At 48.8% G+C, this 25,664-nt stretch carries 24 protein-coding genes; all 24 read left to right on the top strand.

What is annotated here, in order from left to right; all coding sequences use genetic code 11:
- Positions 1-8: 8 nt before the first annotated feature.
- Entirely contained in the window at positions 9-953 is a 945-nt protein-coding gene (gene rsmH / locus ACIFQN_RS20325) for a 16S rRNA (cytosine(1402)-N(4))-methyltransferase RsmH (RefSeq protein WP_429834830.1), read from the top strand.
- A 36-nt stretch (positions 954-989) separates the two neighbouring features.
- On the top strand, positions 990-1,421 hold the full coding sequence (gene ftsL2, locus ACIFQN_RS20320; protein WP_429834829.1) for a cell division protein FtsL: 432 nt from the start codon (positions 990-992) through the stop codon (positions 1,419-1,421).
- 141 nt (positions 1,422-1,562) lie between these two features.
- The gene (locus ACIFQN_RS20315) at positions 1,563-4,028 is read left to right on the top strand and encodes a penicillin-binding transpeptidase domain-containing protein (RefSeq protein ID WP_429834828.1); all 2,466 of its coding nucleotides are present in this window, start codon (positions 1,563-1,565) and stop codon (positions 4,026-4,028) included.
- Between the two features lie 63 nt (positions 4,029-4,091).
- The gene (locus ACIFQN_RS20310) at positions 4,092-6,020 is read left to right on the top strand and encodes a stage V sporulation protein D (RefSeq protein ID WP_429834827.1); all 1,929 of its coding nucleotides are present in this window, start codon (positions 4,092-4,094) and stop codon (positions 6,018-6,020) included.
- A gap of 120 nt (positions 6,021-6,140) precedes the next feature.
- Positions 6,141-7,619, top strand: a complete 1,479-nt coding sequence (locus ACIFQN_RS20305) for a UDP-N-acetylmuramoyl-L-alanyl-D-glutamate--2,6-diaminopimelate ligase (protein ID WP_429834826.1) — start codon at positions 6,141-6,143, stop codon at positions 7,617-7,619.
- Between the two features lie 44 nt (positions 7,620-7,663).
- Positions 7,664-8,635, top strand: coding sequence for a phospho-N-acetylmuramoyl-pentapeptide-transferase (gene mraY, locus ACIFQN_RS20300; RefSeq protein WP_429834825.1), 972 nt, complete (start codon positions 7,664-7,666; stop codon positions 8,633-8,635).
- Positions 8,632-9,996 (top strand): UDP-N-acetylmuramoyl-L-alanine--D-glutamate ligase, encoded by a 1,365-nt coding sequence (murD, locus tag ACIFQN_RS20295; RefSeq protein ID WP_429834824.1) that lies wholly within the window; start codon positions 8,632-8,634, stop codon positions 9,994-9,996. Before mraY ends, murD begins: the two co-directional genes overlap by 4 nt.
- A 64-nt stretch (positions 9,997-10,060) precedes the next feature.
- Complete coding sequence (spoVE, locus tag ACIFQN_RS20290) at positions 10,061-11,155, top strand: stage V sporulation protein E (RefSeq protein WP_429834823.1); 1,095 nt, start codon at positions 10,061-10,063, stop codon at positions 11,153-11,155.
- 37 nt (positions 11,156-11,192) lie between these two features.
- Entirely contained in the window at positions 11,193-12,296 is a 1,104-nt protein-coding gene (gene murG, locus ACIFQN_RS20285) for an undecaprenyldiphospho-muramoylpentapeptide beta-N-acetylglucosaminyltransferase (protein WP_429834822.1), read from the top strand.
- A 102-nt stretch (positions 12,297-12,398) separates the two neighbouring features.
- On the top strand, positions 12,399-13,304 hold the full coding sequence (gene murB / locus ACIFQN_RS20280; RefSeq protein ID WP_429834821.1) for a UDP-N-acetylmuramate dehydrogenase: 906 nt from the start codon (positions 12,399-12,401) through the stop codon (positions 13,302-13,304).
- A gap of 15 nt (positions 13,305-13,319) precedes the next feature.
- On the top strand, positions 13,320-14,576 hold the full coding sequence (gene murA / locus ACIFQN_RS20275; RefSeq protein ID WP_429834820.1) for a UDP-N-acetylglucosamine 1-carboxyvinyltransferase: 1,257 nt from the start codon (positions 13,320-13,322) through the stop codon (positions 14,574-14,576).
- Positions 14,577-14,731: 155 nt separating this feature from the next.
- Positions 14,732-15,526, top strand: coding sequence for a cell division protein FtsQ/DivIB (locus tag ACIFQN_RS20270; RefSeq protein WP_429834819.1), 795 nt, complete (start codon positions 14,732-14,734; stop codon positions 15,524-15,526).
- A gap of 18 nt (positions 15,527-15,544) precedes the next feature.
- Positions 15,545-16,255: a DUF881 domain-containing protein gene (locus tag ACIFQN_RS20265; protein WP_429834818.1), complete on the top strand. Its 711-nt coding sequence runs from the start codon at positions 15,545-15,547 to the stop codon at positions 16,253-16,255.
- 19 nt (positions 16,256-16,274) lie between these two features.
- Positions 16,275-17,021 (top strand): DUF881 domain-containing protein, encoded by a 747-nt coding sequence (locus tag ACIFQN_RS20260; protein WP_429834817.1) that lies wholly within the window; start codon positions 16,275-16,277, stop codon positions 17,019-17,021.
- A 2-nt stretch (positions 17,022-17,023) separates the two neighbouring features.
- Positions 17,024-17,371, top strand: coding sequence for a small basic family protein (locus ACIFQN_RS20255; RefSeq protein ID WP_429834816.1), 348 nt, complete (start codon positions 17,024-17,026; stop codon positions 17,369-17,371).
- Between the two features lie 140 nt (positions 17,372-17,511).
- Positions 17,512-18,780: a cell division protein FtsA gene (gene ftsA, locus ACIFQN_RS20250; protein WP_429834815.1), complete on the top strand. Its 1,269-nt coding sequence runs from the start codon at positions 17,512-17,514 to the stop codon at positions 18,778-18,780.
- A 259-nt stretch (positions 18,781-19,039) separates the two neighbouring features.
- Positions 19,040-20,188 carry a cell division protein FtsZ gene (gene ftsZ, locus ACIFQN_RS20245; RefSeq protein ID WP_429834814.1) on the top strand — a complete coding sequence of 383 codons (1,149 nt, stop codon included), beginning with the start codon at positions 19,040-19,042 and terminating at the stop codon, positions 20,186-20,188.
- 275 nt (positions 20,189-20,463) lie between these two features.
- On the top strand, positions 20,464-21,426 hold the full coding sequence (gene spoIIGA / locus ACIFQN_RS20240) for a sigma-E processing peptidase SpoIIGA (protein WP_429834927.1): 963 nt from the start codon (positions 20,464-20,466) through the stop codon (positions 21,424-21,426).
- Positions 21,427-21,428: 2 nt separating this feature from the next.
- Positions 21,429-22,151, top strand: a complete 723-nt coding sequence (sigE, locus tag ACIFQN_RS20235) for an RNA polymerase sporulation sigma factor SigE (RefSeq protein ID WP_049738528.1) — start codon at positions 21,429-21,431, stop codon at positions 22,149-22,151.
- A 147-nt stretch (positions 22,152-22,298) separates the two neighbouring features.
- Positions 22,299-23,078, top strand: a complete 780-nt coding sequence (sigG, locus tag ACIFQN_RS20230; protein ID WP_049738529.1) for an RNA polymerase sporulation sigma factor SigG — start codon at positions 22,299-22,301, stop codon at positions 23,076-23,078.
- Between the two features lie 133 nt (positions 23,079-23,211).
- Positions 23,212-23,496 carry a YlmC/YmxH family sporulation protein gene (locus ACIFQN_RS20225; protein ID WP_429834813.1) on the top strand — a complete coding sequence of 95 codons (285 nt, stop codon included), beginning with the start codon at positions 23,212-23,214 and terminating at the stop codon, positions 23,494-23,496.
- Positions 23,497-23,630: 134 nt separating this feature from the next.
- Entirely contained in the window at positions 23,631-24,485 is an 855-nt protein-coding gene (pgeF, locus tag ACIFQN_RS20220) for a peptidoglycan editing factor PgeF (RefSeq protein ID WP_429834812.1), read from the top strand.
- Positions 24,482-25,180: a YggS family pyridoxal phosphate-dependent enzyme gene (locus ACIFQN_RS20215; RefSeq protein WP_429834811.1), complete on the top strand. Its 699-nt coding sequence runs from the start codon at positions 24,482-24,484 to the stop codon at positions 25,178-25,180. The genes pgeF and ACIFQN_RS20215 overlap by 4 nt, the downstream gene beginning before the upstream one ends.
- Before the next feature lie 44 nt (positions 25,181-25,224).
- Positions 25,225-25,644 carry a cell division protein SepF gene (locus tag ACIFQN_RS20210; protein ID WP_429834810.1) on the top strand — a complete coding sequence of 140 codons (420 nt, stop codon included), beginning with the start codon at positions 25,225-25,227 and terminating at the stop codon, positions 25,642-25,644.
- Positions 25,645-25,664: the final 20 nt, after the last annotated feature.

Genomic DNA, 25,664 nt, shown 5'->3' with positions numbered 1-25,664 from the left:
GAACGGGAGTGACGATCTTGTCGTTTCATCATGTAACTGTATTGCGGGAAGAAGCTGTAGCTGGGCTAAACATCCGCCCTGGTGGCATCTATGTAGATTGCACGTTGGGTGGTGCAGGACACAGCAGCTTGATCGCTTCGCACCTGACAGAAGGCGGTCGTTTGATTGCCATTGATCAGGATGACTGGGCGCTGGACAATGCCCGTGAGAGATTGTCTTCCTATATGGATAGAGTGGCGCTGGTAAAAAGTAATTTTCGTCATCTCAAGGACGTGATTCGTGATTTGGGCCTTGCAGGTGTAGACGGAATCCTGTTTGACTTGGGTGTCTCCTCGCCGCAACTGGACGAGGGGGAGCGTGGCTTTAGCTATAATGCGGACGCGCCGCTTGACATGCGAATGGACCAGCAGGCCCCGCTGTCTGCCTATGACATCATCAACGAATGGGACGAAGAAGAGATTGCGAAAATTATCTGGTTATATGGCGAAGAGAAATTTTCCCGGCGAATTGCCCGGCAAATCGTCCAGCAGCGTAAAAAGCAACCGATTCAAACGACTGGTGAACTCGTGGATTTGATTAAGGAAGGGATTCCGGCTGCAGCTCGTCGCACTGGACCTCATCCGGCGAAGCGCACGTTCCAGGCGATCCGCATTGCAGTAAATGATGAGCTGGATGCTTTTAAAGAGGCGGTTGTCGATGCGATTGATGTGCTGAATCCAGCAGGCAGAGTGAGCGTCATTACTTTCCATTCATTAGAAGACAGGATTTGCAAGCAGGTCTATCAGGAGTTGTCAAAAGGCTGCACATGCCCGCCTGCTTTTCCTATTTGTACTTGCGGTAACGAAGCAACCGTCAAAGTAATTACTCGTAAGCCGATTCTGCCTTCTGAGGAAGAATTGGAAGCTAACCCGCGTGCGCGTTCTGCTAAGCTTCGGGTAGCGGAAAAGCTGTAGGATCAAAAAGAGCAACGCAGAAAAGGAGAAAAAGCGATGAGCTACTACTACCGCGGAAACCTGGCTGTGGAGTTAGAACAACAGTCGCGCTCCGTAACGAAAACAACAAAGCGAACGATCCGAATCAAGCCAACCATTCCGACAGGGGAAAAGCTGCTGTATCTCTTGTTTATTTCCCTGACGGTAATTGGGCTGGGGTTGGTGGGCGTCCGCTACTCGCAAATTTCACAATACAACTATGAAATCCAGAGTACAAAAAAAGAGAACCGTATCGTTACAGAGAGAAATACGACATTGAAGCTTCAAATCGAACAGTTGAGTAACGGAAATCGTATTCTCCAAGAAGCAGAGCGCCAAGGCATGACTTATAATGCCAATGTGGTACATACGATTGACCAGGGAAAAGTACAGGCAAGTTCGCTCCCTAAGACGTCATCCACACAACAAACACAAACCAAACAACCTTAATGTTACTGCCGAAGTGTGCGGTAACATTTTTTCTTACGTCCTCTTGGAGAGGCTTCGATAGTGGTTTTCTTTCGGTGCAGGTCTTTGGCTGTTATTGCCGGAATCAAGCGGCGATTATAGAGGTTATGGAGTGAATGACTGATGGAAACGAAACGACGCATCAACTTACGGATATTGATGGTTGCCCTATGTACCATCTTGATCTTTACCGGTCTAACCTTTCGAATTTATTGGATTCAGACAGTGGATGCCGCTAGGATCATGGAGCATGCGCAGGGGCAGTGGGATCGCGAACGAACACTGATACCAAAGCGCGGGTTGATCATGGATCGCAACGGTGATTATCTGGCTTACGAGGGAAAAGGGTATATCGTAAATGCGAGGCTTTTGCCGCGAGATGAGAAGGATACAGATGTCGTCCGCGATCCGTACTTCACGGCAACGAGTCTTGCTCCAATTTTGAATGCTCCTGTGCCGGATTTGCTCAAGATTTTAACGAAACAATCTAAAGTGGTGCAATTTGGTCGCTACGGACAAAAAATTACCGAAGAACAGAAGGAACGGATTTTAGCGCTTCAGTATCCCAAGCTGCCAAGCGGCGAGAAAGTTGAAAAGAATCAACTACCCGGGATCTTTTTGGACGAAACCTCACGCCGCTTTTATCCCAATAACAGCTTTGCTTCTCACGTAATCGGATATCTCGATCTATATGATGAGCCGAAGATGGGGATCGAGCTGCAACTGAACAAGGAGCTAAGCGGGGAAAAGGGGCAAATGCAGTTTCAAAAGGACGGCGCCGGCTATCAACTGCCAGACGGAGAAGGGCAATACGTACCCGCCAAAGATGGCTACGATGTCTACCTTACTATCGACCGTCAAATACAGGATTATGTGGAACAGGCTATGGACAAGGTGGTACAGCAGTACAATCCAAAAGGGATGACCGTGGTGGTATCAGATCCGCAAACAGGCGAGATCCTGGCAATGGGAAACAGATCCCAATTTAATCCGAATACGTACTACCAAGGGATCACGAATTATACGAATCATGCAGTAACAACCATGTTCGAGCCAGGCTCTACGTTCAAAATCATTACGTTGGCAGCCTCGATCGAAGAAGGTTTGTTTAATCCGCAAGAAACCTATGATTCAGGTAAATACACAATCAAAGGGCAAATTCCAATCCGCGACCACAACAATGGGAATGGTTGGGGACGAATCAGCTTTTTAGAAGGGGTACAACGCTCCAGTAACGTTATGTTTGTCAAATTGGGTTATGAACGTTTGAAGCTCGAAAAGCTCAGAGATTACTTTAAAAAGTTCGGTATGGGCTCGCTTACCGGAATTGAATTGCCTTATGAAAAAAAGGGGAATTTGATTAACCTGGAAAAGCCGCAGTCTCCGCGGGACTGGGCGGCAACTACATTCGGACAAGGGGTAACGGTAACCGCTATTCAGCAGATCGCAGCTGTAGGAGCGATCGCGAACGGCGGAGAATTGTTGAAGCCGCATATTGTTAAGGAATTGCGAGATCCGCACACCGGTGCTGTCGTAAAGCGAAGCGGCCGCGAAGTGGTCAGACGTGTAGTAAGCGAAGCGACCGCTAAACAGACACGGGACATTTTGGAAACAGTCGTTACGGCCCCACATGGAACGGGTCAAAGTTATTACATCGAAGGTTATCACGTTGCGGGGAAAACGGGTACAGCACAAAAGTACGACCCAAATACTGGGAAAATTATGGATGGACATTACATCGGATCTTTCATCGGCTTTGCGCCAAAGGACAATCCGCGGCTTTTGGTCTATGTTGTGATTGACGACCCGGATACCAACGAATATTACGGCATATGGGGGCGAGCGGCGATCGCTCCGACATTCCAGACAATTATGGAAAGAAGCCTGAAATACTTGCAGCAACAGCCTGATCTGGAGGCAGTTAAAGCGTCAAAGGAAGCTACCAAAAAAACCGGCAAAAAAGAACAAGCCGTTCTGGCTGCACAGCCGCTGACAGAGCTGACGCTGCCCAAATTTGAAGGCATGTCCACGACCGCTGCTACGCTGCGTGCCAAACAGGACAAGCTGACCGTCACAGTGATGGGCACAGGTACCAAAATTGTCGAGCAGTATCCAGCAGCCTATGAGAAAGTAGTCCAAGGAAAACAAATTATCTTGGTAACGGACCGGATCAAAGGCGCGAAAATGCCTGACTTCAAGGGTAAATCGCTGCGTGATGTGATGGAATTCAGTTCCCTGTTAGACCTGATAGTGCAGGCGACGGGAACCGGGTTTGTCACCCAGCAAAGCATCCCGCCAGGAACGGTTCTCCAGGGTACGGAGAAGCTGCAGGTGACCTTGCAGTCTGAGTCAGAGCCGCCAGTACCAGTAGCGCCGAATCAGACAGGGGCACAGGAAGGGGCTGTACCACCGGGCACTACGCCACCAGGAAACAAAACCCCACCTCCGGCAGGCACAGGAGGTACTATCCCTCCTGCCAATCCCCCAGCACAAGGCACAGAAGGAGGACAGGCAGTACAACAAAGTACGCCTCCTCCCGTAAGCAGCAACCAAACAGGTCAAACAAGCCAAACAAGCCCAAGCCCATAGTTCTAACACGTCCCCCCGACGAATAAGGTAGAAAGAGACAACCTATTCGAGGGGGGACTCGCTTTGCGGGTATCCAATGCAACTGTACGCCGTCGTATTTTCGTGGTTCTGATCATTGGTATTGTCCTGTATTCAGCGCTTATTACCCGCCTTGGGTATGTGCAATTAGTAGAGGGGCCAGAATTATCTCAAATGGCCGACGACCTGTTGAACCGTGAAATTGATTTTATGCCGAATCGGGGCCGCATTCTCGATCGAAATGGCAATGAACTCGTCTCCAATAAGAGCGTTCCAACAATTGTGGCCGTACCCGCACAAATCAAAGATCCAAAGGAAACAGCCAAACAACTATCCGTGATCCTGGAGCAAAAAGAAGAGGACGTATACAAAGCGATCACTAAAAAAGCAATGAGCTTTGATAAAATTCCTGGTGGAAGAAAAATTTCTGTAGAAAAGGCCAGAAAGATACAAGAGCTGAATATGCCAGGAATCTACCTAGCTGGGGATACACAAAGGTTTTACCCGAAAGGGACCATGGCTGCGCACATTCTCGGCTTCACAGGAATTGATAATCAGGGGCTGACTGGATTGGAGAAGATCTATGATCCATTCTTAAAAGGGACAGAAGGACACATCTCCTTTCCCTCAGATGCAAAAGGCCGGGTCATGCCAGGGGGCTCTGAAGATTATGTAGCACCCATTAATGGTATGGACATGTATCTGACTCTCGATTCTACGATCCAGTCGTTCATTGAAAGAGAACTGGATCAAGCAGTCGTTGCCTATCAACCTGACGATGTACTTGCTATCGCCATGAATCCGAAGACAGGTGAGATTTTAGGGATGGGGAGTCGTCCTACGTTTCAACCGGATCAATACAGGAACTATCCGGTAGAGGTGTACAACCGCAATTTGCCGATCTGGAAAACGTATGAGCCTGGTTCTACGTTCAAGATTGTGACACTGGCTGCTGCACTCAACGAGAGCGTGATCACGTTGAATGAAGGCTTTTACGATCCCGGGTTTATTAATGTAGCAGGCAAGAGGCTCCGCTGCTGGAAACGGCAGGGGCACGGTCAGGAAACCATGCTGGAAGTAGTAGAGAACTCGTGCAACCCGGGGTTTGTGACCATGGGACAGCGTCTTCAGAAAGAGCGTTTGTTTGAATACATCAAGAAATTTGGTTTTGGACAAAAGACAGGCATCGATTTGATCGGTGAAGAGAATGGCTTGTTGTTTAATCTCAAACGTGTGGGCCCGGTAGAATTGGGAACGACCTCATTTGGTCAAGGTGTCTCGGTCACTCCAATCCAGCAGATGGCAGCGGTCGCTGCAGTAATCAATGGTGGTAAGCTGATGAAGCCATATGTGGCAAAGGAGTGGCGGGACAGCATCACCCACGACGTTGTTGGCATGACGGTTCCAACGGAAGTCCGTCAAGTGATTACTGAAGAGACGTCTGCAAAAGTACGGTATGCATTGGAAAGTGTAGTGGCCAGAGGCACAGGAAATAAGGCCTATATCGAGGGGTATCGGGTAGGAGGCAAAACAGGTACCGCACAAAAAGTAAAAAATGGACGGTACATGGATGGTGAATATATTGTATCGTTCATTGGTTTTGCCCCGGCGGACGATCCGCAAATCCTGGTCTATTTCGCTGTGGACAATCCGAAAGCCTTGGCTTTTGGGGGATTGATCGCTGCACCGAGTGTGAAAAGTATTATGGAGTCTTCTCTGCAGCATATGGACGTCCCTAAGCGCAAGGACGGCATTTCCAAGGAGCTTAACAAGGCTCTGGGTGAAAAGAGCCCCATTGAGGTGCCAAACATGGTAGGTCAAACGATGCAAGATGTGGTAACCACCTACGAGACGCTGCCCTTAGTTGTTTCTGGCAAAGGCAAATACGTCATTACCCAATCGCCTGCACCCGGGGTAAAAATCGCAGAGGGTGGAAAAATTCGCATCTTCCTTGGTGACAAATTGAACAATTAGCTATAAAATGAGATTTCGAAGGCGGAGGGAAGTAGGCTTGTCTACGGACGCTCTGCCTTTGTGCTTGTACAAATCGGCAAATTTTTGTCTATACTAGTTGGAGAATGGGGTGCCTGTTTCATGTTTCTACGGGATCTGCTCATGCCTCTGTTGCCTGTTTCGGTTACGGGGGATGACAGCATGGAGATTACTGGTTTGACAGCAGACTCGCGCCAGGTTAAACCCGGCTTCTTGTTTGTTTGTCTGACTGGCTACACCGTGGATGGACATTCGTTTGCGGCCCAAGCGGTTAACAACGGGGCCGTTGCAGTTCTATCCGAAAAAGATCTGGACGTGCCAGCGACTATTGTCAGAGTACCGGATACCCGGCGGGCAATGGCCATGCTGGCTGATCGTATTTTCGGATCTCCCACGCGTGAATTAAAAGTGATTGGTGTAACTGGAACCAATGGAAAGACGACCACCACACATCTGATCGACAAGATTTTGCGTGACCAGCGCAAACAGACGGGATTGATCGGAACGATTCATATGCGGATTGGTGATGTCACAGAAGAAGTCAAAAATACGACCCCGGACGCTGTAGATCTGCAGAAAAGCTTTCGTCGCATGTGCGATGTAAACACAGACTACGCAATCATTGAGGTGTCTTCTCACGCACTGGAGCTGGGACGAGTACGGGGCTGCGATATACATACGGCAGTATTCACCAACTTGACTCAGGACCACCTGGATTATCACAAAACGATGGAAAACTACCGCTACGCAAAATCACTGCTCTTTTCGCAGCTGGGCAATAGCTACGATCCAGACCGGCTGAAGACGGCTGTGTTGAATGCAGATGATGAAGCCTCGAAGCTGTATGCGACTGTCACACCTGCCCGGGTCATCACCTATGGAATTGACCATCCGGCAGACGTGCACGCCACAAACATCGAAATCACCAGCAGAGGGACTTCCTTTACGGCCGAGACCTTTGCAGGGAGCATTCGCTTGAACCTTAGATTGATGGGTAAGTTCAATGTGTATAACGCATTGGCAGCGATGGCGGTTACACTGGCAGAGGGAGTCAAGCTAGAAGAGATTAAAGCGAGTCTCGAAGCAGTTGCTGGAGTGAACGGACGATTTGAAGCCGTAGAAGCGGGCCAGCCTTTCGCGGTCTTAGTCGACTATTCACATACCCCCGACAGCCTGGAAAACGCCTTGATGACCGTAAAGGAATTTGCCAAGGGACGAATTTTCTGCGTAGTGGGCTGCGGAGGAGATCGTGACCGGACGAAGCGCCCAATTATGGCGCAGATTGGAACAAAGTATGCAGATCTGACCGTCTTAACATCTGATAATCCTCGCTCTGAGCAGCCTCAGGCAATCATCGACGATATGCTTGCTGGACTGGACGATGTGCCACAAGAGCGCTACACAGCTGTTGTTGATAGGCGCGATGCAATTGATCACGCTGTATCGCTCGCGAAAGCAGAGGATGTCATCCTGATTGCAGGAAAAGGTCACGAAACCTATCAAATCATTAAATCAGAGGTATTACCCTTCGACGATCGCGAGGTAGCACGGGAAGCGATCGCCCGGTACAACCAAGAATAAAGACAGATGCGACAAAATAGCATCGAATGAAAGGAGGTTCGGGCATGTTCGCTGACAACGTACTCATCGTCACGATCGTCGCCGCGTTTCTCATCGCCGTACTCATCGGTCCACTATTTATCCCGTTCCTTCGCCGCTTGAAATTTGGGCAGGCAATCCGGGAAGAAGGGCCCGAGTCCCATTATAAGAAGGCAGGTACCCCTACAATGGGGGGGACAATCATTCTTTTGGCACTCATTTTTACCGTATTAAAGTTTGCCAATGCAAAAATGGAAATTTACTTCCTGTTACTGGTGACGCTTGGATACGGATTGATTGGATTTTTGGATGACTTTATCAAAATCAGAAAAAAACGCAATCTGGGGTTAACGGCCAAACAAAAGTTTGCCGGTCAGATTGTCTTGGCAATTGGCGCCTATATTCTCTTGCTGATGATGGGGCATGATACATCCCTGCATTTGCCTGGTACGCCATGGAAGCTGGAGCTCGGCTACTTCTACTTCCCGTTCCTCTTGTTCCTTTTGGTAGGTACAACCAATGCGGTCAACATCACAGACGGATTGGATGGACTGTTGGCAGGTACAGGGGCGATTGCCTTTGGGGCATACGCCATCATCGCCTGGTTTGGACAGGATTATGATACCGCTATTTTCAGCGCAGCCGTTGTAGGTGCTGTACTCGGATTTCTCGTTTTCAATGCCCACCCGGCACGTGTGTTTATGGGGGATACAGGCTCTTTGGGGCTGGGAGGGGCTTTGGCAGGAATTGCGATCATGACGAAAACAGAACTTCTGTTAGCAATCATCGGTGGTGTGTTTGTCGTTGAGACGCTTTCTGTTATCATGCAAGTCGTATCGTTTAAAACAAGAGGAAAACGTATTTTTCGGATGAGTCCTCTTCATCACCACTTTGAATTGACAGGCTGGTCCGAGTGGCGAGTAGTTGTGACGTTCTGGCTGGTAGGGATGTTTTTCGCTGGATTGGGTGTATACCTCGAGGTGGTGACAATCAAATGATTCGCTATCAAGATAAACAAGTTGTCGTGTTAGGAATGGCGAAAAGCGGTGTAGCAGTGGCAAAACTGTTACACCGCTTTGGCGCGCATGTCGTTGTCAATGATAAAAAACCACGGGAAGAAGCGTCTGGAGCAGAAGAGCTGGAAGAGCTAGGCATAACCGTGATCTGTGGACAGCACCCGGACGATCTCATTCATGCTGGGGTGTCGCTTGTTGTCAAAAATCCGGGAATTCCATACGAAGCGCCACCAGTAGCTCGTGCCCTTGAGCTTGGGATTCCCGTGGTTACCGAAGTGGAGCTTGCCTATCAGATAGCCAAGGCGCCGATTATTGGGATTACGGGCTCCAATGGGAAGACAACTACGACAACGCTGGTCGGCCTTATTTTGAAACAAGCCAACATCAGCTCTCATGTCGGAGGAAATATTGGTACAGTGTTGTGTGGATTAGCAGAGACAACGCAGGCTGATGAATGGCTGGTAGCAGAGCTTAGCAGTTTTCAATTGATGGGAACAAAGGAGTTTCGACCGCATATCGGCGTCCTTTTGAATCTGTACCCGGCCCATCTGGACTATCACCACAGCATGGAAGAATATTTGAGTGCCAAGCTGAAAATGTTTGAAAACCAAACGCAGGACGACGTAGCGATTCTGCCTTACGATCAGGCTGAGATTATGGCGCACTCCGAGGAAATGACAGCACGAAAGTATTTCTTCAGCAAGACTCAGCCAGTCCCCCAGGGAGCATATGTGAAAGATGGCGTGATTTGGTTTGCAGATGGACAGGGAAACACGGAAGAAATCGTAGCGGTCAGGAATATTGCTGTTCCGCATCTGGACAACGCTTTGGCAGCCATTCTCGTAGCCTTGCTAGCAGGTGCGGACAAGCAATCCATTGCGACGGTTCTTACTTCCTTCACGGGAGTAGAGCACAGGATGGAGTTTGTGGCGACGATTCAGGGGGTCAACTATTTCAATGATTCAAAGGCAACGAATCCGGAAGCGGCTTCTCGAGCTCTACAAGCGTGTACAGAGCCAGTCATCTGGATTTGTGGCGGTCTTGATCGGGGCGTTGATTTTCGCGAGCTGCTGCCTATCATTGCGGGCAGAGTCAAAGCCGTAATCGCGATCGGTCAGACAGCACCTATTTTGCTCGAACGGGCACAGGAAGCAGGGATTAATGAGCGAATCCATGTCGATACTGTGGACAAAGCCGTTCTTTACGCTTCGCAAATTGCACAAGCGGGGGATGTTGTGCTGCTGAGCCCTGCGTGTGCGAGCTGGGACATGTTTCCTTCGTTTGAGGTTAGGGGGAGCATGTTTAAGGACGGCGTGCATAGACTTAAAACAAGCCTAGCATAACGTCCCACAGCCCTCATGAATAAACAGCAGATCGGGACGGCATGAGAAAGGATGACCGAGCATAATGAGCAAGGTACGCTCTGCCCCCGACTTCGTAATTATTTTTGCAACACTTTTTTTATTGGGAATTGGCATTGTGATGGTGTATAGCGCCAGTGCGATTGTCGCGCAAAAGCCACCCTTTTTGGACCCGTATTTTTTTGCAAAACGACAATTAATCTTTGCCCTGCTCGGAATCACATCTATGTACATCACGATGAATATTGACTATTGGGTGTGGAAACAGTGGGCAAAGCCAGGATTTATTGCGAGTCTAGGTCTGTTGGTTTTAGTATTGATTATCGGGATTGAAGTGAACGGTTCGAAAAGCTGGCTTGGCTTTGGCGCATTCGGGATTCAACCGGGAGAATTTGCGAAGCTGGGTGTCGTTGCCTTTTTAGCTCGTTGGCTATCTGACAACCAAAAGCAGGTGGTCTTGTTTCGAAAAGGCCTCGTTCCTGCTTTGGCTATTCCTACTGTTTGCTTTGGCTTGATCATGCTGCAGCCAGACTTAGGCACGGGAACCGTATTGATGGGCACGGCGATCATTATGATTTTTGCCTCGGGTGCAAGGGTGAGCCATTTCGTTGGTCTTGGAATGGTAGGCGTGGCTGGTTTTATCGGATTGATTTTATCGGCGCCCTACCGGATTAAAAGGATTACCTCCTTCATCGACCCGTGGTCAGACCCGCTTAATACAGGGTATCAAATCATTCAATCCCTGTATGCGATTGGACCTGGTGGTCTCTTAGGGCTAGGGCTTGGCCAGAGCAGGCAAAAGCATCTGTATCTTCCCGAGCCGTATAATGATTTTATATTTTCCATCGTGGCTGAGGAATTAGGTTTTATCGGTGGAACGCTGATTTTGCTCCTCTTCCTACTGCTGCTTTGGCGGGGGATGCGGACTGCGATAACGGCGCCGGATTTATTTGGCAGCTTGCTTGCGCTAGGAATTATCGGGATGATTGCGATTCAGGTCGTGATCAATATCGGGGTGGTGACCGGTATGTTCCCTGTCACAGGGATTACGTTGCCATTTTTGAGTTACGGGGGTTCATCTTTGACGCTTATGCTCACAGGCGTCGGAGTCCTATTGAACATTTCCCGCTTTTCTAGATAAGAAAGCTATACCTCTACTTCATGGAAGGTGTGATTGTATGCGTGTCGTCCTTACTGGCGGTGGCACAGGTGGACATATTTATCCGGCGCTTGCGGTGGCGAGGGAAGTTTCTCGCCAACATCCGCAGGCTGCCTTTTTGTATATTGGGAGTAAACACGGTTTAGAGGCACAGTTGGTTCCGCGAACCGAGATTCCGTTTCAATCGGTAGAGATCAGTGGTCTGAAGCGAAAGCTCACCCTGGATAATGTGAAGACGCTGTGGAAGTTTTTAAAAGCGGTAGCCGATTCCAAAAAAATGCTGCGTGAGTTCCGGCCAGATGTGGTCATAGGAACAGGCGGCTACGTATGTGGTCCTGTTGTCTATGCAGCAGCTAAATTAGGAATCCCGACGATGATTCATGAGCAAAACGTAGTTCCGGGCCTGACAAACAAATTTTTGTCACGGTCGGTTACAAAGGTAGCGGTTTCCTTTTCCGAGTCACTTGCCTTTTTCCCCTCGTCCAAAACGGTGCTGACCGGAAATCCGCGTGCGACAGAGGTCATGCACGGGAATGCAGAAGCGGGTCGTAGCTTTTTGGGCGTGGAAGCGGACAAGAAAATTGTCTTACTATTTGGGGGCAGCCGAGGTGCGCGGGCAATCAATGAATCGGTGCTTTCCATCGTTAAACAATTAGGTGATTTTACCGATACACATTTTGTCTATGTAACGGGGGACGTGCATTATGAGAAAATCTCTGCCGAGCTTGCGCAGATGGGTGAGATTTCCACGAACATTACGGTGCTTCCATTCGTCCACAATATGCCGGACGTTTTAGCGGCTACCCACGTTCTTGTCGGACGGGCAGGAGCTTCCACACTCGCTGAAATCACAGCGCTTGGAGTGCCTTCCATTCTGATTCCATCGCCGTACGTAACGAATAACCATCAAGAAAAGAATGCCCGCGGCCTGGAAAAGGCAGGTGCGGCGTATGTCATAGTAGAGCGGGATCTGACTAACGAGAGCCTACTTATACCATTGTCCGAGCTGCTTACAGAGCCAAAACGATGGGAACAGATGAAAGAGAGCTCTCTTTCTCTAGGAATGCCTCACGCGGCCACTGAGATCGTCAATCAATTGACGGCGATTGCTCGAAAGAAATGATCGGATGGGCGATTGTCACGCTATCTGGGCGAACGCATAGTATAGAGCAAACACGTGAGAAGACCTAGGTCCGACCTAGCAATTGTATCAGGAGGTTCACAGATGAAACAGATCGCAGATGAGTTGAAGGAAGCTGGAATCGAAAAAGTGTGGACCGATGAGCCTCTCGCCAATCATACGACATGGCGAATCGGGGGTCCTGCTGATCTGTTAATCCAGCCCAAGGATAAAGCATCCTTGCAAAAAGCCTTGCAAATTCTCCATCGTCATGAAATTCCTTGGAATGTAATCGGGCGCGGTTCCAACCTTCTGGTGAGGGACGGAGGGATACGAGGTGCCGTGCTCAAAGTGGCAGAGGGACTTGGCCACTGTGAGTTCAAGGGCGAAGAGGTGTGTGTGGGTGCCGGATATTCCATGATCCGCCTGGCGGTGGAGACAGGCAAGATGGGTTTAACAGGCATGGAGTTTGCAGGAGGAATTCCTGGTACAGTAGGTGGAGCCGTCTATATGAACGCTGGGGCACACGGATCTGATCTTTCACGTATTCTTATTGAAGCCGAGATCCTCTTCGAAAACGGCGAATGTAAGGTGTTGACTAACGAAGAGCTGAGCTTCAGTTATCGGACGTCCCTGTTGCAAAAGCGTAAAGGAATCGTGGTAGAGGCAAGGTTCCAGTTGCGAGTAGGAGATCGCAAGGAGATTGCGGCGACGCTCGCTGCGAATAAAGATCGACGGCGCCAGACGCAGCCACTGCAAATGCCTTGTGCCGGCAGCGTGTTTCGCAATCCGCCTGGGGACCATGCTGGACGCCTGATTGAGGCGGCAGGACTGAAAGGATATCGTATGGGAGGAGCTCAGGTTTCGGAAAAACATTCTAACTTCATCGTGAATTGTGGGGGAGCCACGGCTACCGACGTCCTCACCTTGATCAATCATGTACGGAGCACGATCCTCGAAAAATACGGGGTTGACCTGCACCCGGAAGTCCTGGTGGTGGGCGAGGGGTAACACGGAGGTGAAAGTTTGGAGACTTTTGCGATCGAAGGCGGAAGACCTCTGTCCGGTTCGCTTCGGATCCAAGGAGCTAAGAACGCTGCTCTTCCCATACTTGCTGCCGCTGTGCTAGCGGAAGGGCAATTCTATATCTATGACGTTCCCCATCTGAAAGATATAAAAGTGATGCTGGAAATCCTCACGTCGCTGGGAGCGAAAACGAAACATGTGGACAGCTGTGTCGATCTAGATACGTCGTCTATCTCCGTCCCGCTGGTACCAGATGACTTGATGAGCCAAATGCGATCTTCTATTTTTTTGGCGGGACCTCTTTTGGCACGACTGGGTGAGGTGACCATTTCCAGGCCAGGTGGGTGTGACATCGGAGAGCGCAGAATTGACTTGCATTTATCAGGCTTAACTGCGCTCGGAGCCAAGATTGAAGAATCGGAAGGCTACATTACGTTTCGAGCTAAACAATTGCGCGGGACCAATATCTTTCTTTCCTTCCCCAGCGTGGGAGCAACAGAAAACATTATGATGGCGGCTGTTTTGGCAAAAGGTACGACCCGCATATGCAATGCTGCGAGAGAGCCGGAAATCATTGATCTGCAGAACTTCTTGAATGCAATGGGTGCTAGAATCCGCGGTGCGGGAACCGATACGATAGAAATCAGTGGAGTTCCGCGTCTGCGATCTGTCAGCTATCGAATCATTCCGGACAGAATTGTGACAGGAACCTATGTGCTCGCAGTAGGTATTTCGCAAGGTCATGTTGAATTGACGAACACTCTTCCGGAACATCTCACTGCATTGATTGAGGTTGCCCGTAGCTGCGGTGTTGAAATCAAGACCCGCCATGATATAATGGAAGTCAAATGCACCTCACGTCCACGTGCCTACGAACGTATCATCACCTCGCCGTTCCCAGGGTTTCCCACCGATTTACAGGCGCAGTTGATGGTGTTTTTGTCACAGGCGAGGGGAACGAGCGTCATTAAAGAAACTATTTTTGAAGGAAGATTCAAACATGTGAATGAATTGGCGCGAATGGGCGCCTCCATATACGTTGATCTGGGCTCCGCTATTATTCGGGGTGTTAACAAATTAACGGCTACGAACGTGGAAGCGACGGATCTTCGAGCAGGAGCAGCTTTAGTGCTTGCTGGGCTTGCTGCAGAAGGGACTACTACGGTGAATCAGATCCACCATATCGACCGCGGATATGAACGGTTGGAGCAGCAATTAAGTCAACTTGGGGCCGATATTTCACGGATGTCGATATAACCGAGGGTAGATGAGCGGCATACTGCTATGCCGCTTTCCCTGTTTTGTATAATGACATATATTCCAATCAAATCCATTTATTAACTTTTGGATCTTGTCTTTTTTTCATTACTTTGCGGGCGCTAAGCCTAGTATGAACGAGGAAGGGTACGGCCATGGCGGTATTGGAAGAACGAATTCCGCAAGTCAAACAGCAACGCCCCAGAAGAAGGGGAAACCGCAAACTGGTCTTTTTGCTCCTACTATTTTTTCTAACCGTTCTCATTATTGTTTTTATTCGTTCTCCTTATAGCAAAGTACGAGAAATTCAAGTGTTCGGAAACGATATCTATACGGCAGAACAAATTATTAAGCAATCGGGCTTGACCAAGGACATGCAGTTTCTCAACGTATGGGAAAGTAGCGTTCAGAGGAGTCTCAAGCCATTGGCAGGGATCAAAGAGGTAACCATTAGCCGGTCGTTTCCGGGAGTGATTATGCTTCACGTAACAGAGATTAAGCGAGTCGCATTCTGGAATGGTCAGGATGGTACGCGTTATCCTCTGCTGGAAACAGGGTTCGTTCTAAAGGAAGTGAATTTTGCTAATCGGGTTGTGGACAGGCCTCTGATCAGCTCATGGCCCTCACCCGACCTTCTGCCTAATCTCGCCAAGTCATTGTCAAAGCTGTCACCAGCAGTATTAGGCGAGATTTCGGATATTTCATTGACTCCCACCGTGTACGACAAGCAGCGTGTCACCTTGTACATGCGAGATGGGAACGAGGTGCGCAGTGTTATCTACAAGCTGGACAAGATGTTGAACTGGTACCCGGCGATTGTAAAGGAGCTGCCTGCCAATTCAAAAGGGGTGCTCTCATTGTTTGAGCAACCTTGGTTTGTTCCATACGGCATGTCGGGCGGTGAGATTCCGCTGAAAAACGCAGGAGAACAAACGCAAAAACCGCAGTAAAAAAGGGGAAAGCAGACAATGAGTCGTCGCCGCAAATTTCATTTCTATTTAACCGTTGTGACGTTTTGTACCGGCTTTCTGGTGGCCACCTCGATCGAAACCACCAAGTTAACGCGCAAAGAGCGAATCAACGACCAGTTGTTTCAGCAGGAAACGCAGTTGAATGACCGGATCCTATCTGAAAAAGAGCAGAACAGACATCTGGAAAATCAACTGATTGACTTGCAGCGTCAAGTTGGCAAGGTGGAAGAAGCGATGGCCGAGCGCAAGTCAGAGGCAGCCGATACGCTCGGCCAACTGGAGGCTGCCAGGATGCTTTCGGGTGTGGTCGCTGTAGAAGGGCCAGGGATCATCATCACCATGCAGGATAGTCAAAATGCCGCAAACAGTGCGGATATCGCGAACTACATTGTTCATGAGCAGGACGTGCGCTTGGTTGTCAATGAGCTGCGTGCAGCAGGAGCTGAAGCAATCAGCATTAACGGTCAGAGACTGGTCAGCAATTCGTCCATCCGGTGCGTAGGTCCTACGATTATCGTCAATGGCATCAAGTCAGCCGCCCCATTTGTCGTCACTGCCATCGGAGACTCTGGTACAATGGAGAGTGCATTGAACCTTCCAGGCGGCGTTCTGCACTCTTTGCAGGACTTTGTGCATATCGATGTAGCCAAAAAGGACCGGGTCCAATTACCTGCTTTTGTCGGTGACGCCAAAACCAAACACTCCTAATCAAAGGATGCGTTTACCTATGTTACAAAAAAGCCGTAAAATCACATTTATTCTTGCCATTATTAGTGCTATCATAGGTGTGATGTTGACTGTTCAATTGCGAAGCAGTTTACATCCTGTGCACAAAGAGTCCAGGAGCATCGCGGAGCTTCGGACAACACTTCAAAAAGAACTGGAAAAACACAAAAATCTGCTCGCGGACATCTCGAAGTACAATCAACTGTACTACCAGTACGAAACCTCTCTCAGTGAAGACGAAAGCATCTCGGTTATGAAAGAGGAATTAGCGCGAAATCGTCGGATGGCGGGAATGGTTGGAGTAGAGGGTGAGGGCGTCGTTTTGGAAGTTGTCGATGCCCACCTGCCTGATGAGCACATTCTAGACGAACACATGCCAGTACCAGTAGTAGGCGATTATACGATTGATGATGAGGATTTGCGTTGGCTGGTCAATATATTGTTTGCCAACGGAGCCCAGGCCGTTTCGATTAACGGTCACCGTTTAATTTCGACTTCCGCTATTCGCAACGTAGGGGACGTGATTCAGATTGATACCAGAACGATCAAACCTCCGTATGAAATAAAAGCATTGGGGGAACCTGAAGTTCTGTTGTCAGCATTGAAGCTGGAAGGCGTGGAGGAAAACTTTCAGCTCGCGAACAAAAAAGTGCTGGCCGAAAAACGGGACAAGCTGACGATTTCCGCCAATAATGAAACACGTCTTATTCAATTTATGAAACCTGTGAAAGAAAAAGGAGATTCGTAACCATGTGGCTCCCGCTTATCGGACTGATTGTCGGTCTCGCTGTCGGCTTTTTGCTGGATTGGCGTGTGCCCCAGGAATATAGCAGCTATCTGTCCATTGCCCTCTTGGCTGGACTTGATACGATTTTTGGAGGGATTCGTTCATTCCTTGAGCGCACCTTTAATGTTCGGATTTTCATGTCCGGATTCTTTTTCAACACGCTCTTCGCAGCCGGTCTTGCTTTTATCGGGGCATTTTTGGGAATCGACCTCTATTTAGCAGCAATCGTTGCTTTTGGTGTGCGGCTGTTCAACAATCTGGCTGTGATTAGGAGAATTGTTCTATCCCGTTGGATTAATCAACAGGATTAGAACGAAGAAATGGGAAGATGGTCATTTTTTTACAAAAATTCATGATGAAAAAAAGGGAATGGTAGTCCCGTGTGGAATAAATTATGCAGGTGTTCTCATCTTAGCAAGACAAAAGACGTAGCAGGGGAGGTGTCACAGGTTTGGTAAGCAATGAACTCATCGTCAGCCTAGACATTGGAACATCCAAGGTCCGCGTCATGATCGGCGAAATCACCAACGGTTCCATCAACATCATCGGCGTCGGTCAGTCACACTCAGAAGGAATCAAGAAGGGCGTGATCGTCGACATCGACCAAACCGTGCATGCCATCCGAGAAGCAGTTGATCATGCTGAGCGCATGGTTGACGTTTCGATCGAAGAAGTGTATGTGGGGATTACTGGAAACCATATTGAGCTGACTGAAACACAAGGGGTTGTCGCTGTATCCAGCGAAGACCGTGAGATACGAGAAGAAGACATCCAGCGCGTAATTCAGGCTGCAAAGGTTGTTGCCATTCCACCGGACCGGGAAATCATCGAGGTCGTACCTAAGGAGTACATTGTTGATGGTCAAGGTGGTATTAAAGACCCTCGTGGTATGATTGGTGTCCGTCTGGAAATGGAAGGAACCATCGTGACCGGTTTGAAAACGGTTGTACATAACATTGTTCGCTGTGCCCAAAGAACCAATTTGCGAGTAGCGGGTATTTTCTTGCAACCACTTGCGGCTAGCACTGTCGCTCTTTCCAAAGATGACAAAAATATGGGTGTCGTTCTTGTCGACATCGGTGCGGGTTCTACCACGATCGGTGTATTCGAGCAGGGAAAATTGGCAGCAACCACCGTGATCGGCATCGGTGGCGACCACATTACCAGCGATATTTCACTGGGATTGCGCACACACACGGATGTAGCAGACCGAGTTAAGACGAAAAACGGATGCGCTTTGATTGACGAAGCTTCTGAAGACGTCAAATTCAAGGTAAACCGTATTGGTAGTGAAGTGGAAAAACAGTTCACCCAAGTGGATTTGGCCAGCATCATCGAGCCGCGTGCTGCGGAAATATTCCAACTAGTAGAGCATGCTGTCTACAAATTGGGCTATCGCGACGAAATCGCTGGTGGTTATGTACTCACTGGTGGTACAGTAGCAATGCCGGGCATGTTGGAATTGGCAAAGGAAGAATTGGACGCTCCCGTCCGCATCGCGATTCCCGATTATATCGGAGTCCGAGATCCTGCCTACACCACTGGGGTAGGTTTGATTCAATATGCCTTGCAGTTGATGGAGCGCCGCAGCGTAAGCGTCACCCCCTCATTCAAAGGCACTAAGGGCATCAAGAGCACCGAAAAGCAAACCGTGTCAAAGCCAAAAGAAGGTGGCGGTTTGATGGAAAAAATGAAAAATTGGTTTAGCGAGTTCATTTAACTGTATCAAGAGGTAACTTCGTGTGTTTGTTTCCTGATGCAGCAAGGACAATTTTCCGCTCAAACACGGTAGCGCATCCATGAATTTGCATCACGAGAAGTTTTCTTACTGTTGACCGCTGTTACACCAAATTGGCGATAATGGAGATATTTCGTTACCCAATGTAAGTGGAGTGAACAAACGGAATGTTTCTACGCTTGGGTCTAGGGCTTTAGTAACCACGGAGCTTTCTTACGTTGAATTGGGGAGGACTAGCAATATGCTGGAATTTGATATGGATTTGGAATCCTTTGCACGAATTAAAGTAATTGGGTGCGGTGGAGGCGGAAGCAACGCCGTGAACCGCATGATCGCAAGCGGCGTGAAAGGGGTAGAATTTATCACCCTGAACACAGATGCCCAGGCTCTCCAACTGTCCAGTGCAGACATCAAGCTGCAGATCGGCGAAAAGCTGACTCGAGGTCTCGGAGCAGGTGCCAATCCGGAAATCGGAAAAAAAGCCGCGGAAGAAAGCCGCGATCTGATTGAAAACGCCCTGCGTGGCGCAGACATGGTGTTCGTCACTGCCGGTATGGGCGGTGGTACAGGTACAGGGGCAGCTCCCGTTGTTGCGGAGATCGCTAAAGAATTAGGCGCTCTTACCGTCGGGGTAGTTACTCGCCCATTTTCTTTTGAGGGACGCAAGCGTTCTCAGCACGGTGAAGTTGGAATTGCAGCCTTGAAAGAAAAAGTAGATACGTTGATTGTTATTCCGAATGATCGCTTGTTGGAAATTGTAGATAAAAACACACCGATGCTGGAAGCATTCCGTGAAGCGGACAATATCTTGCGCCAAGGTGTGCAAGGTATCTCTGACTTGATTGCGGTACCAGGTCTGATCAACCTGGACTTTGCTGACGTAAAAACAATCATGACTGAGCGCGGTTCTGCTTTGATGGGAATCGGTGTCGGTAGTGGCGAAAATCGTGCAGCAGAAGCAGCTCGTCGAGCGATCTCCAGTCCCCTTTTGGAAAACTCGATTGATGGTGCCCGTGGTGTTCTGATGAATATCGCTGGTGGCACGAACCTTAGCTTGTATGAAGTAAACGAAGCAGCAGATATCGTTTCTTCAGCCGCCGACCCAGATGTAAATATGATTTTTGGTGCGATTATCAACGAAGATCTGAAAAACGAGTTGATTGTGACTGTTATTGCCACCGGCTTTGAACAGGCACAACGCACCGCTGAGGCACCTCGCCGTCAGCAGCAACCAATCAGCACTTCCGGTAATCGTCCGACACCTATTTCGAATACAAATACCAGCCGTCCAAAAGAAGAAGAGGATGACAAGTCCTTCTTTTCCATGAGCAACCTGGACAATTTGGATATTCCGGCGTTCCTCCGCAATCGCCGTCGCAACAAAAAATAAAGCTTGAAAATTCACAGGTAAAGGCCTTGATCTCATTCTTGAGACAAGGCCTTTTTTGTTTGGATAATGACAAAAAACGTTCTACAAAAAAACCAAAAAAACACCGTCAAAAATTGACAGACTTTACATACACATTGATATATACTGCATTTACTGATAGAAGCAGCCCACAAAAATGCATGTACCGGCAAATCCAAGAGTTGTTTTCTCGCCTGTTTCCATTCTCCATGTATGCTGGTAAGCCTGGTTGGGAAAAGGTCGGGGGTGAAGGGAAAGTGGTCGTGTACCTTGATATCATTCTACTCCTGAATATGGCTATTGATACCTTGTTGCTCTGGTTTACGGCTTATTTTCGAAAAGAGCGCGTGGTATGGTGGAGGATTACGCTTGCGTCTCTGTTTGGGTGCACGTATCTAGCCTTTTTCTTTTTTCCGGCGTTTTCATCCATGTATCAATGGTCAGTGAAACTGCTTTTTTCCATCATCATGCTGTGGATTGCTTTTGGAAACAGGAGATTGCTCGCGTTTACCCAAAATTTGATCATCTTTTACTTCGTTGCCTTCGTTTTTGGGGGAGGAGTGTTTGGTCTCCAATATTTTTTGGCCACGAGAAGTGAAATCGTCAATGGATTGGTGGTGACTCACAACGATGGGTTTGGAGTCGGATTCAGACCAACGTTCGTAATTCTTGTCATTGGTTTTGCGGTGGTGTTTGTACTCGGAAAAAAGAGCTATCGTGCCATCCAGGAGCCGCGCAGAATAGAAACATTTCTCGTTGATGTTGTCGTATCCTTGGCTGGGGAAAAGATCATTTGCCGCGGGCTCGTAGATACGGGCAATCAACTGCACGAACCGATCACGCGTATTCCTGTCATGATTATGGAAACAAGCATGTTATCGCATCTGCTTCCGCCGTCGCTTCTCCGACAAACCGATGAAAACGGTGGAGTGTGGGAGAAGCTAGACGGATCCTGGGAGGAGCTCCCAGTGGAATGGCAGTCTCGTGTGCGTTTGATCCCGTATCGGAGCGTTTCACGAGGCATGGATTTTTTACTGGCAGTCAAGCCGGATCATGTTTTTGTGATGCAGGATGGTATTCGCTATGAAACGGATAAGGTGCTGATCGGATTAAATCCGATTCCGCTCTCGGCTGACGGCAAGTATCGGGCCATCGTGCATCCAGCAATGATGGAAACCGAAACGCAAGAACCTACCTTTATTCTCAAACAGGAGGGCTAAACATGTATGTAAAACTTCGCCTACATCTCCAATTGACCTGGTACCGTTTCCTGCTATGGATTGGTGCACGCGCTGAAGAAGTCTATTACATTGGCGGGAGTGAAGCATTGCCTCCACCTCTGACCAGGGAAGAAGAGGAAGTGCTGCTGGGACGGCTGCCATCGGGCGATCCTGCTGTCCGCGGCATGCTGATTGAGCGCAATCTTCGCTTGGTCGTGTACATTGCCCGCAAATTTGAGAATACAGGAATCAATATCGAGGATTTGGTCAGTATCGGTACGATCGGCTTGATCAAGGCCGTCAATACGTTTGATCCTGATAAGAACATCAAGCTGGCAACGTATGCTTCCCGCTGTATTGAAAATGAAATTTTGATGTATTTGCGCAGAAATAACAAGATCCGTTCTGAAGTGTCATTCGATGAGCCGCTCAACATTGATTGGGACGGAAACGAGCTGCTTCTCTCTGATGTGCTGGGCACCGAAAATGACACGATTTATAAAAATATCGAAGATCAGGTAGATCGCAAGCTGCTAAAAAAAGCATTGGATAAACTGTCAGATCGGGAGCGGATCATCATGGAGCTGCGCTTTGGACTGGCGGGCGAAGAAGAGAAGACACAGAAAGATGTGGCGGATTTATTGGGGATTTCTCAGTCGTATATTTCTCGTTTGGAAAAGCGAATTATAAAACGGTTGCGAAAAGAATTCAACAAGATGGTCTAACGCATATTTTCCCAGCCTGAGGAGATACTGTTCCTAAACCGTGACAGATAGTGGTCCTGTTCCACTATTCGTCGGCTACGCGTCAGTACGCGGCCTTTCAAGACAACCGGGTTAGGGACTTTTTTCTTGCTTCGAGGAGGGAAAGACGTGACGCGAAATAAAGTAGAGATATGCGGGGTAGACACCTCCAAGCTTCCAGTTCTGACCAATAAAGAGATGCGGGACTTGTTCGAACGATTGCAGAGCGGCGAACTGCCAGCCCGCGAAAAGCTGGTCAATGGCAACTTGCGACTGGTGCTCAGCGTAATCCAGCGTTTCAACAATCGCGGAGAGTTTGTAGACGATTTGTTCCAAGTGGGCTGCATCGGATTGATGAAGGCGATCGACAATTTTGACCTCGGACAAAACGTGAAGTTCTCCACGTATGCGGTTCCCATGATCATTGGAGAGATTCGACGTTATCTGCGGGACAACAACCCGATTCGCGTATCGAGATCCCTACGAGACATCGCCTACAAAGCATTGCAGGTACGTGACAACTTGACCAACAAGCATTCGAGGGAGCCCACCATTACAGAGATTTCCCAGGAATTGAACGTGGCCAAGGAAGACGTCGTGTTTGCGCTTGATGCGATCCAGGATCCGGTATCCCTGTTTGAACCGATTTATCAGGATGGCGGGGATCCGATTTATGTGATGGACCAAATCAGCGACGAAAAAAACAAGGACGTGACTTGGGTTGAGGAAATTGCTTTGCGTGAGGGGATGCAGCGTCTCGGAGACAGAGAAAAAATGATTTTGTCGATGCGCTTTTACGAGGGGAAAACCCAAATGGAAGTGGCAGAGGAAATCGGAATTTCTCAAGCCCAGGTATCCCGTTTGGAGAAGGCAGCCATTGCCCACATGCAAAAACACGTGCAATCGTAAGCAAAGGACTACATAAGCGCACCCGGCGGCTAAGTACCGTCCGGGTTTTTTTGTGCTCTTCCCTTACCAAAGCGGACATATTCGCAAGCAGACTCATATACTGAAAGTAACGGAGAAAAGTAGGTGAGGGAGAATGGTGAAAATCTCTGACTTCCAGACCAAAGAAGTGGTGAACATCCTGGATGGGAAACGGCTGGGTCAAATTTCTGATCTGGAGATTGATCTGCGCCATGGACGCGTAGAGGCCATTGTAATACCGGGACCAGGGAAATTTCTCGGGTTCTTTTCTTCCGGGAACGACTACGTAATTCCATGGCGCAACATCGTCAAAATCGGGAAAGACGTGGTGCTGGTAAGAATGGAAGAGGCGTTGAAGGTCGAAGCGAGAACCTCTGGTGGAGATGAATACAGGGAGTAAGGAAAGAAAGGCGGATAAACGCCTTTTTTTCGCTTTACGAGAAACGCTGGCTTGCGCAGTTGGATTTGGCGAAGCCCAAGTTTCTCTAATCTTTGCGGCTATGGTATGATAAGCCATATGAGGAAGGTGACAACATGAGAGAACCGTTTGTTATGGTAGAGGAGAAGCCATTCTTACGTTTACTGGAGTGGGAAAGCCGCTTTCCAGGATTGGTGGCCGGGTTTACGATGCGCACGGGAGGGGAAAGTGAACAACCGTACGGGTCTTTTAATATGGGACTGCATGTTGGGGATGAAGCACAGCATGTAGTTGCCAACCGAAAAAAATTAGCAAAGCAGGTAGAAATGCCTTTTGCTTCATGGACGTGTGCGGAACAGGTGCATGGCAATCAGGTATGCCAGGTAGTGGCTGCAGGTGCAGGGAGAGAAAGCTTGAATGACGTCATTTCAGCTGCGGATGGATTGTTTACTGAGCAAAAAGGGGTCCTCTTAACGTCTTTTTATGCAGACTGTGTTCCGTTGTTTTTTCTTGACCCGGTATCGGGAGCGATTGGTTTGGCACATGCCGGCTGGAAGGGAACAGTGCACAGAATTGCCGAGGAAATGGTGAAGTCGCTGCAGCTTCAGCATCAGACTAAGCCGCAGGATTTGCTAGTTGCAATCGGACCTTCCATTGGCGGATGCTGCTATGAGGTCGATGAACGGATCATGTCGCAGGTACGAACGTGTGTAAGAGACTGGGAGAGCGCCGTCACACCGCCTCAGAACGGTCGATACATGCTTGATTTACGTCGTTTGAATACAGCCATACTACTGGAATTAGATATTGCTATGGAGAATATCTCGTCTACGGAGTGGTGTACAAGCTGCCGTACAGACATGTTTTTTTCGCATCGAAAGGAAGCGCCAATTGCAGGAACTACTGGACGAATGGTATCGTATCTTGGCTGGAAGGACCAGAATCAGAAGGGAGAGGGAAGTGCATCATGACGAATGAGCAAGAAGCAATAAAAGAGAGGCTGCAAGCAATTGAAAAAAGAATTCAGGCGGCCTGCGACCGGGCCAACCGCAAGCGCGAGGACGTCAAAATTATTGCTGTCACCAAGTACGTCGACGCCGAGGCAATTGGGGATTTGCTAGAAGTGGGAGTGGAACACATCGGGGAAAATCGTGTTCAAGACGCCCTCCCCAAGCACGAGCTGTACGGAGACAGGGGCACGTGGCATTTCATTGGTCATTTGCAAACCAATAAAGCAAAAGAGATTGTAGGACGTTTTCCGTATATACACTCTCTGGATCGCGTTTCCCTCGCACAGGAGCTGAATAAACGGGGCGAAGCACTTGGTCTGGTGGTAAACTGCTTCCTGCAGGTGAACATCTCCGGAGAAGAGACAAAATTTGGGCTTAGTCCCAATGATGTATTGGCTTTTTTGCGCGAAACCAGTAATATGAAACATATAAAGGTCGTCGGATTAATGACGATGGCGCCTGTTGTCGAAAATCAGGAAGAAGCACGCCCGGTGTTCCGTGGTCTTTATGAATGGAAAGAGCGCATCAATGAGTGGGCGTTCCCACATGCACATGTTGAGGAGTTATCCATGGGCATGTCCAGTGATTTTGAGGTAGCAATTGAAGAGGGAGCTACATATATCCGACTGGGATCTGTTTTGGTCAAATCGGAATAAGAAACGAACCACAAAAGACAGCATGCCAGAGAGGGGGAATAAAGATGGGTGTAATGAACAAGCTGATGGGGTTTTTAGGTCTGGACAACGAAGAGTATATCGAGGAAACGGTACAAGAGGAGCACGAAGAAGCAGATTCCTCCCACAAGCGGCAGCCTGCTAGCCGGGCTAATAATGTGGTACCGTTCCAAGCACGGGAGAAGGAGGGGATTCGGTTGATCCTCTGTGAACCCCGTCACTACAGTGATGCACAGGATATCGCCGACAATCTTCGTCATCGCAGACCGGTTGTAGTCAATCTGCATCGGGTTGAAAAGGACCAAGCGAAACGAATTATCGATTTTTTGAGCGGAACGGTTTATGCACTGAACGGCGACATCCAGAAAGTGGGGGATACGATTTTTGTCTGCACGCCTGACCATGTGGACATTCAAGGAACGATCTCCAGCGTACTGGAAGAATAGCGATTCAACGACGAAAAAAA

The organism is Brevibacillus sp. NRS-1366 (assembly GCF_050467985.1).
This window is presented reverse-complemented; position numbering and strand designations above follow the sequence as displayed.